Source organism: Microvirga vignae (genome assembly GCF_001017175.1).
Classification (GTDB): domain Bacteria; phylum Pseudomonadota; class Alphaproteobacteria; order Rhizobiales; family Beijerinckiaceae; genus Microvirga; species Microvirga vignae.
The window spans coordinates 40707-48782 of the sequence record NZ_LCYG01000051.1; the positions used below are offsets into that span (position 1 = coordinate 40707).

An 8076-nucleotide genomic window follows, 5' to 3' on the forward strand; every position below is an offset into this window, starting at 1 on the left:
CCGTGGCGAAACGAGAGTGGTCGATGCAGGCAGCATCGATGCAGGCCTAGGCTGCTATTGCCATGGAAAGCCGCCTGAGGAAAGTAGAGCCCGGAAAGTCAGCAACGGGTCAAAGGCGGTCTTTGAGCGTGACCGTGTAAAGATCTGCTCACCGTGCGAATACGGACGTTCGTCCTACTTCCGGAAAGTGCCAGGAGGAGAAGTTAGGAGAAGTTTGCCCTTCAGGAACTCGGGCAAACTTCTCAAACCTTATCGAGAGCTGCTGAACAGGTTTTGGCAACGGTGCTCAGCGAGCGGCGGAGCCATCAGCGATGAAACACCCAACCATTGAGTTGGCGGACAGGCTCCCCTGCAGTCGCATCGTCAGGGCGCTGGATATAACCGCTGGCGAGGAGATCGGCCTCCTGCATTCGCGCAGCAATCAAGGTTGTCCAGAAGCCGTAGCTCCTCTCGCTAGAGGGAAGAACCTTCTGTTGTTCGAGGTTAGCTGACTTGCGTCGAAGATTGGCCAGTGAATGGCCAAGTAAAGCAATGATCGTCAAGGAACGGACTCCTTACTGGAATTCTAAAGATCCTTGAGCGTTTCCTTTGCCCTATATGGCTATTTGCTCGGCAGTTCAAAACAGCCAAAGCTGCATGTTCGTCATGCAGCCATTACATAGAGGCGTGAACTTTTGGCAGGTCTCCCCATTCCAGTGCCATTTGCCATGTCCCGCGGTTGTGAATCGCCATTCACAGCGGAGCCAAAACAAGCCGGGGACCATAGACCTGAGGCTACGATCCCCTAAGCTCACGAATGCCTCGGGTAGGGAGTTATGAGGCCTTTGCCGTGTACAGATCGGCGAAGTGCTCGCGCAGCACGTTCTTCTGCACCTTGCCCATGGTGTTGCGCGGCAACTCATCGACGAAGACGACCCGCTTGGGCAGCTTGAACTTCGCCAGCCGGCCATCGAGCGCCGCCAGGATCGTCTTCTCGTCGACCCCTGCCTCCTTCGAGCGGACCACGACGGCCGTGACGCCCTCGCCGAAGTCCTTGTGCGGCAGGCCAATCACGGCGCTCTCGAAGACGCCCGGGATGGCATCGATCTCGTCCTCGATCTCCTTCGGATACACGTTGAAGCCGCCGGTGATCACCAGATCCTTGCCGCGCCCGAGAATGTGCACGTAGCCGCGCTCGTCGATCTTGCCGAGATCGCCGGTGATGAAGAAGCCGTCCGAACGGAACTCGGAGGCGGTCTTCTCCGGCATGCGCCAGTAGCCCTTGAACACGTTCGGGCCCTTCACCTCGATCAGGCCGATCTCGTCGCGTGCCAGTTCCTCGCCCGTCTCCGGATTGGTGATCCGCACCGACACTCCCGGCAGCGGCAGACCGACGGCACCCGGTACCCTGTCCCCATCATACGGGTTCGAGGTGTTCATGTTCGTCTCGGTCATGCCGTAGCGCTCGAGAATGGCGTGCCCGGTGCGGGCACTCCACTCGCGGTGGGTTTCGGCCAGCAGCGGCGCGGAGCCCGACACGAACAGGCGCATGCCGGAGGTCGCCTCCCTGGTCAGGCCCGGATGCTGCAGCAGACGGACATAGAAGGTGGGCACTCCCATCAGGGCGGTGGCGCGGGGCATCAGCCCGAGGATCTCGTCGGCGTCGAACTTCGATAGAAAGATCATCGACGCGCCGGAGAACAGGGTCACGTTGCTCGCCACGAAGAGCCCATGGGTGTGATAGATCGGCAGGGCATGGATCAGCACGTCGTCCGCCGTGAAGCGCCACACCTCCTTCAGCGTCAGGGCATTGGACACGAGATTGTCATGCGTCAGCATGGCGCCCTTCGAGCGGCCGGTTGTGCCGGAGGTGTAGAGGATTGCGGCAAGGTCATCGCCTGCACTCTGCACCGTCTCGAATATCTCGGAGGCATCGTCTGCAGCCTCCAAGAGGGAGCCCTGCCCTTTGGCGTCGAGCGTTTCGACCGCCGCTCCCACCTTCGCAGCAAGCGGCTCGATCCCTTCGCGTTTGCTCGGATCGCAGACGACCAACGCGGGTTCGGCATCGCCGATGAAATACTCCAGCTCGGCAAGCGTGTAGGCCGTGTTGAGAGGAAGATAAACGGCGCCGGCCCGAACGGTCGCAAGGTACAGCACCAGCGCCGGAACTGATTTCTCGACCTGGACGGCGACACGGTCGCCGGGCTTGACCCCGCGAGCGGCGAGCACGTTGGCCAGCCGGCCCGCCAGCGCGATCAGGTCGGCATAGCTGACCGTCTCACCGGCCGGTGTCGTGATGGCGGTCTTGGGGAGATCGGCGATCGAGCGTTCGAGCCGCTCGAACAGGTTCGCATTCATGGCATGAGCTCCGAAACGCGGGTCGACAACGGACCCGGCAAAGGGATCGTGGGATGTTGCGGTCATGGGGTGGGCACCAGATCAGCGGAGGACAGATCGGCCCGCAAGGCTTTGCGCACCAGGGGGGAGGCAGCGACCACGCCCTTCTCGGCGAAGGCTTCGTGGTTCCTCTCGATCTCATCGAGGGCATAGAGGTAATTCACCATGAGCCCATGCGACTGCTTCAGGCCCTTGGCGGAGACGTCGCCGGGGAAGTTCAGACGCTCGAGCCGTGCCCCGTTGCCGAGATGGAACCGGGCCACCGGATCGACGGGACGGCCCTTCGAGTCCTTTGCCTTCAGGAAGTAACAGGCTGCAGCTGAGAGCAGGATGGCGCGAACGCTCTCCACTTTCTCCGGATCGTCACTCCAGCCGGGTTCATCGAGGATCCCGAGCGCCTCCTTGGCCGCAGCATCGAGACAGGATGATTCCTCGCTCTTGCGCTCGCGCTCCAGCCAGCGTGCGAAACCTGGCACGGGCGAGAGCGTCACAAATGTCTTGAGGCTCGGCAATTCGCGCTTGAGGTTCTCCACCACCTGCTTGATCAGGAAGTTGCCGAAGGAAACACCACCGAGCCCCTTCTGGGTGTTCGAGATCGAGTAGAACACGGCGGTCGTTGCCTCAGTCGCGGCAATCGGGGTGCGGGACAGATCGAGGAGCGGGCCGATTGCACCGGGAATCTCCCTGGTCAGAGCCACCTCGACGAAGATCAGCGGCTCGTCGACGAGCTGCGGGTGGAAGAAGCCGTAGCAGCGGCGATCCTCCGGCTGGAGGCGATTGCGCAGATCGTCCCAGTTCTGAATCGCATGCACCGCCTCGTAGCGGATGATCTTCTCCAGGATGTTGGCAGGCGTGGTCCAGTCGATCGGCCGCAGCACCAGAAACCCCCGATTGAACCAGGACGAGAAGAGATGGGTGAAGTCGGCGTCGACCGACTTCAGCTCCGGGTGTTTGGGCAGATACTCGAGGAGTTCCTCACGCATTCGCACCAGGGCGGAGGTGCCCCCAGGTGCGAGGTTCAGACGCCGGATCAGCTCCTGCCGCCGGGGCTCGGCCGCGGCATGCAGGTTCTCGAGGGCCTCCGTCCCCTGATCCTTGCGGACCGCTTCGATCGCGTGCTCGATCCGACGGCGATCCGGCCCGAAGCGATCGGCAAGCGCCTGGAGGAAGGCCAATCGCTCGGACGGCTCGGCTGCCGCGTAGCTGGCAATCAACGTTTGGGCGATTGCAACCCCTGAGGCCTCGCCTCTTCGCGACAGCAGCATCTCGCCCAGAGTCGGGAGAGCGTCCTTGGCGACAATCTCCCGCCCCCCTTTCTGACCGAGCAGGGATCGCCCCCGCTCGGTTAGCGTGTCAATCAGGTCGCTGAAGAAAGCAGGCGCCGCCTCCAGCCCAGCCATTGATCGAGAGAGCTTCACATTCGTCTCCTTCATCCACGACAGACGATCAGCTTCAAAGCACGACGAACAGAGCCCAGACGACGATCGGCGCAACCACCGTGACAATCGCGCCATAGGCCATGAGCTTGCGGAAGAATGCCTCTCGGTCGACGCCCTGAGCATTGGCCAGGACAAGAGCGCCATTGGTCGAGAAGGGACTCACATCCACAATAGTCGATGCGACAGCCATAGCGGCAATGAAGCCGATCGGACTGACGCCGGTTCCCGATTGCAGGAATGGAACGGCCAGCGGAATGAGAGATCCGAGGACTGCGGTCGAGGATGCGAAAGCCGAGACGACGGCGCCGATGAAGCACAGCAGAAGGGCAGCAAGCATTGGAGACGCTAGACCCGCCACGCTGTCACCGACAAAGGAGATGGTGCCCATCTTCTCGAGTACGACCACGTAGGTGCTCACGCCTGTAATCAGCATGATCTCGGGCCATGAAACCTGTCCCATGGCACGCTTCTGCAGGTTCGGTGCGATCAATGAGAGACCCAAGCCAATGGTGATCGCCACGAAACCGATGTCAAGATTGAAGGCAAGGGTAAGGACGGCCAGGAGGATCAGGCCGCCGAGAGTGAGCACCCGGTACCAATGCGGGCTTTCAGCCAGTCGATCAGCGCCTTCGCCGCCACTGGCCAGCGCATCGTCGCGTCGGTCGCTCAGCATCCTCTCTTCGGTCAGAGCCTCGGACTCGGCATCGCCGTAAACCTGAGGGCCCGCCTGCGGGACTGCTATGGCGACGTGCGGAACAGCCAGAGCCAAGTTGCCAGCGGTGCCCGCAACAGCCGCAGGTGTTACGGGTGCCGTCGCCGACGCGGCGGCCGTAGCACTCTGGCTAACCTGGCCCGCTGACACATCGGCCCTGGCCTGAAGGAGCCTGCGCCCGCCGAGAACGAAGAAGAGCAGAACGGCGACGGTCAGGTTCACGCCAAAGCTCGCCAGAAAGGTCACGATCTCGTTGAGTGGCAGGCCGGCTTTCGCCACGATACGGTTTGTGATGCCGCCATAGATGCTGATCGGTGAGAAGCCGCCGGCTTGAGCGCCATGAATGACCATCAAGCCCATGAGGAGCGGATTGATGCTGTACTTGATCGCAAAGCCAAGCGCGATCGGGGCAATGATGGCGACCGCGCCCGGGCTGACGGCGCCGACAGCGGTCAAAACTGCGGAGATCCCGAACATAATCCACGGGATGGCGACAATCCGGCCCCGTACGCCCCTGACGGCCAGCCGGACGAGCCAGTCGATGGTGCCGTTGTTCTGGGCAATGGCGAAGAGAAAAGTAATCCCGACCAAGGTCAGGAACAGCCCGCCGGGAAAGCCGGCGATGATAGCACTGGTGGTTTGGCCGGCCACCAGGGTCCCGACCAGGAAAGCACCGACGAACGCCAGCACTCCCATGTTGATCGGTAGAACCGTAGCCACCACGAACATGGCGACTAGAGCGTAGATTGAGATCAGCTGTGGTGACATGGCACCCGCTCCTCCGTTTCCTCCTCTGCGTCGGATGGACGAGTGGCTTCGAGCCAACTCGTGGGGATTGCGCAGGCGGATCCCCCGTTTTCTTTGCATGAGAGACTGCGCTGCATTGCATTAAGTGTCAACGTTTTTGTATACAAGAATTTGCTTGTGAGATTATATACGTCTGCCTTAGGATGCTGGCGACCGGGACAGGTACGATGAGACGCGCTCAAGCCTTAAGGGATGCCCTCGAGCAGGATATTATTACTGGGAAGTTCCGCCCCGGCGATCGTCTGGATGAGCAGAGCTTGGCGGCTCGGTTTGAGGTCTCGCGGACGCCGATCCGAGAAGCCCTGATGCAGCTTGCCTCGACCGGACTCGTGGAACTGCAGCCACGACGAGGTGCATTTGTCGCCTCGCTCAGCTTCAAGGATGTGGTCGAGCGATTCGAGGTCATGGCCGTGCTTGAGGGAATGTGTGGAGCTTTGGCCGCGCGCCGGATCACGGAGCCTATGCAGAAGGAACTCGAGAAGGCGCACGAGGATTGCGTCCGGGAGGCATCGCAGGAGAACGCGGACGCCTACTACTACGCAAACGAGCGCTTCCATCACGTCATCTACAAGGCCTGCCAGAGCGCCTTTCTGGCGGAGCAGGCCCAACAACTTCACGCCCGGCTCAAGCCGTACCGACGGCTCCAGCTGCGGGCCCGCAGCCGTGTGGCGAACTCACTGGCGGAGCATCAGGGCATTGTTGATGCCATCCGTGCCGGGGACAGCGATCGGGCGGAACGATTACTTCGGGAGCATATTCTGATTCAGGGAGAACGCTTGGCCGACTTCATCGCGAGTTTCGATCGGGCGGCCTAGCCGCCGGGTAGCCCGTGGAGCATTCTGGCGGGGTCCGGCAGCCGCGGTGTGGCGCACAAAAAAATGTCGAGGATGCGAAAGATGTCTCCTGACCTGCTCTCCCAACGCATGATCGCCTTCGTTAACATCGCGCATGCGCTCGACCATTTTGTCCTTCTGATCTACCCGACTGCCGTGATCGCAATCGCGGCAGAGCGGCAACTTCCCTATGCCACCCTCATTGGTCTTTCGACCGGCGCATTTGTGGCCTTTGGCCTGTTCTCGTTGCCGATGGGTTGGCTTGCGGATCGCATCGGGCGGCGCAATCTTCTCGCTATCTTCTTTGGCGGGTGTGGGATCGCCTGTTTAGGGCTCTCGACGGCGAACTCGCCGATCATGTTCGCCATCTGGCTCTTTGTCCTTGGAGTGTTCTCGGCGATCTACCATCCCATCGGCTCAACGATGCTAGTGACCCATACCCATCGTCTTGGGCGAGATCTCGGCCTCAATGGGGTGTGGGGCAACCTCGGTGCGGCTTTCGCCTCAGGAATCACAGCCTTTCTGGCCGCAAGCCTCGGCTGGCGCGCTGCCTTCATTCTGCCTGGACTTGTTTGCCTCATTGCCGGCGTCACTTTTGCTAAGCTCGTGCCAAGCGACGGAGATGGTCGCACCAAGTCCGGCAGTGGCAATGCCATGATCCCGGTTGCACGGCCGATGACGCTACTCCTGCTGTTCGCGGTAGCGATCGTGGCAGGTGGCATGACTTTCAATATCACGACAATTGCACTTCCCAAGATCATTGATGAGCGCGCCGGTGCCACCCTGCCCCTCGTCCTGACCGGGTCTCTGGCCACCCTCGTGTTTGTCTTCGGTGCGCTGACGCAGTTACTCATGGGACGCCTCGTCGACAAATTCACACTGCCGAGGATCTTCGTTGGTCTCTCAATCCTGCAGCCGATCGGGCTTGGCATCGCAGCTCTGACGAGCGGGATACCCATGCTTTGTGGACTGGTGCTCACCATGGCGGCTATCTATGGGCAAGTCGTCGTGAACGATGCGATGGTCGCCCGTTACGTTCCAACCGAATACAGGGCCCGAGCATTCAGCGTGCGCTACTTCCTTGGGTTCACAACGAGCGGTCTGGCCGTGCCGCTCATCGCGCTTTTGCACGGGATGAGCGGTTTCACCCTTGTCCTGAGCGCGACAAGTCTGTTCGGGGGTGTGGTTTTCCTGTGTTCGATCGGATTTCTTCTGACCGCTCACGGCTTACCTGACTTGTCCAGAATGCCGGCGGAATGATGCTCATTGACGGGAAGATCTGGTTCCGCGATCAAATGCTTGCGGGTGAGCGTGCGGGACCAATACGCTCACCAAAAGGCTCCAAGCGAGATACCACAGACACACTTCGAAGATCCTCTTTAGGACAGCCCAAGAATTTTCCATCGCGTGTTCAATTAGTGCTCAGGCCCTACCCCGTGGCCGCTCGAGTCGTGCAGACAAGTTTGGCCAACGTTCAGGCCCTAATCATGATCTGGTGCTTACTATGTGGTTACTGGAATCTGAGTCTGCGGCCTGCCGGTTGGCCACAAATAGGCTAAGTCCCTGGAAAAATATGGTGAGCGCACTGGGACTCGAACCCAGGACCCTCTGCCTAAAAGTCAGAGGTCCTCCCGCTGGCGAACTGCTGGCCAACACTTCAATGCAAGGGATCTGCGTCATCTGCCCCGATCCTATTTGCGCCAACGAAGTGCAAGCCGTCAGATACGTGCACGCGGATGATCCGCGTACCAGTATGGCACTCGGAAGGAGCCCCGAATGTAGCCCGCCGTCGGCCCATCCGTTCCGTTGGTAGTAATTTGCCAGTCAGGATCGTTGGAGCTGAGTTCGAGGCGAATGGTGATGTCGTCCCAACCAGGGAAATTGCTGGGTTCTGTCGCAAATCCTCACC

The 8076-nt window shown here is 60.6% G+C and carries 6 protein-coding genes; 2 read left to right on the forward strand and 4 right to left on the reverse strand.

Annotated elements, in window-relative coordinates:
- Positions 1 to 305 precede the first annotated feature (305 nt).
- The 4 genes from AA309_RS34450 to AA309_RS18975 form a co-directional block, all read right to left on the reverse strand.
- Positions 306 to 542: a hypothetical protein gene (locus tag AA309_RS34450; RefSeq protein ID WP_150117644.1), complete on the reverse strand. Its 237-nt coding sequence runs from the start codon at positions 540 to 542 to the stop codon at positions 306 to 308.
- 271 nt (positions 543 to 813) lie between these two features.
- Positions 814 to 2337, reverse strand: coding sequence for a malonate--CoA ligase (locus AA309_RS18965; RefSeq protein ID WP_047190589.1), 1524 nt, complete (start codon positions 2335 to 2337; stop codon positions 814 to 816).
- Between the two features lie 62 nt (positions 2338 to 2399).
- Positions 2400 to 3776, reverse strand: a complete 1377-nt coding sequence (locus tag AA309_RS18970; RefSeq protein ID WP_047190590.1) for a malonyl-CoA decarboxylase — start codon at positions 3774 to 3776, stop codon at positions 2400 to 2402.
- A 52-nt stretch (positions 3777 to 3828) separates the two neighbouring features.
- Positions 3829 to 5295, reverse strand: a complete 1467-nt coding sequence (locus AA309_RS18975) for an SLC13 family permease (protein WP_047190580.1) — start codon at positions 5293 to 5295, stop codon at positions 3829 to 3831.
- A 206-nt stretch (positions 5296 to 5501) separates the two neighbouring features.
- On the opposite strand from AA309_RS18975, the gene AA309_RS18980 reads away from it, so the two are divergent.
- Together AA309_RS18980 and AA309_RS18985 are read left to right on the forward strand one after the other, a co-directional pair.
- Positions 5502 to 6149, forward strand: a complete 648-nt coding sequence (locus AA309_RS18980) for a GntR family transcriptional regulator (RefSeq protein ID WP_047190591.1) — start codon at positions 5502 to 5504, stop codon at positions 6147 to 6149.
- A gap of 81 nt (positions 6150 to 6230) precedes the next feature.
- A complete protein-coding gene (locus tag AA309_RS18985) occupies positions 6231 to 7427 on the forward strand; it encodes an MFS transporter (protein ID WP_047190581.1) in 1197 nt (398 codons plus the stop codon).
- Positions 7428 to 8076: the final 649 nt, after the last annotated feature.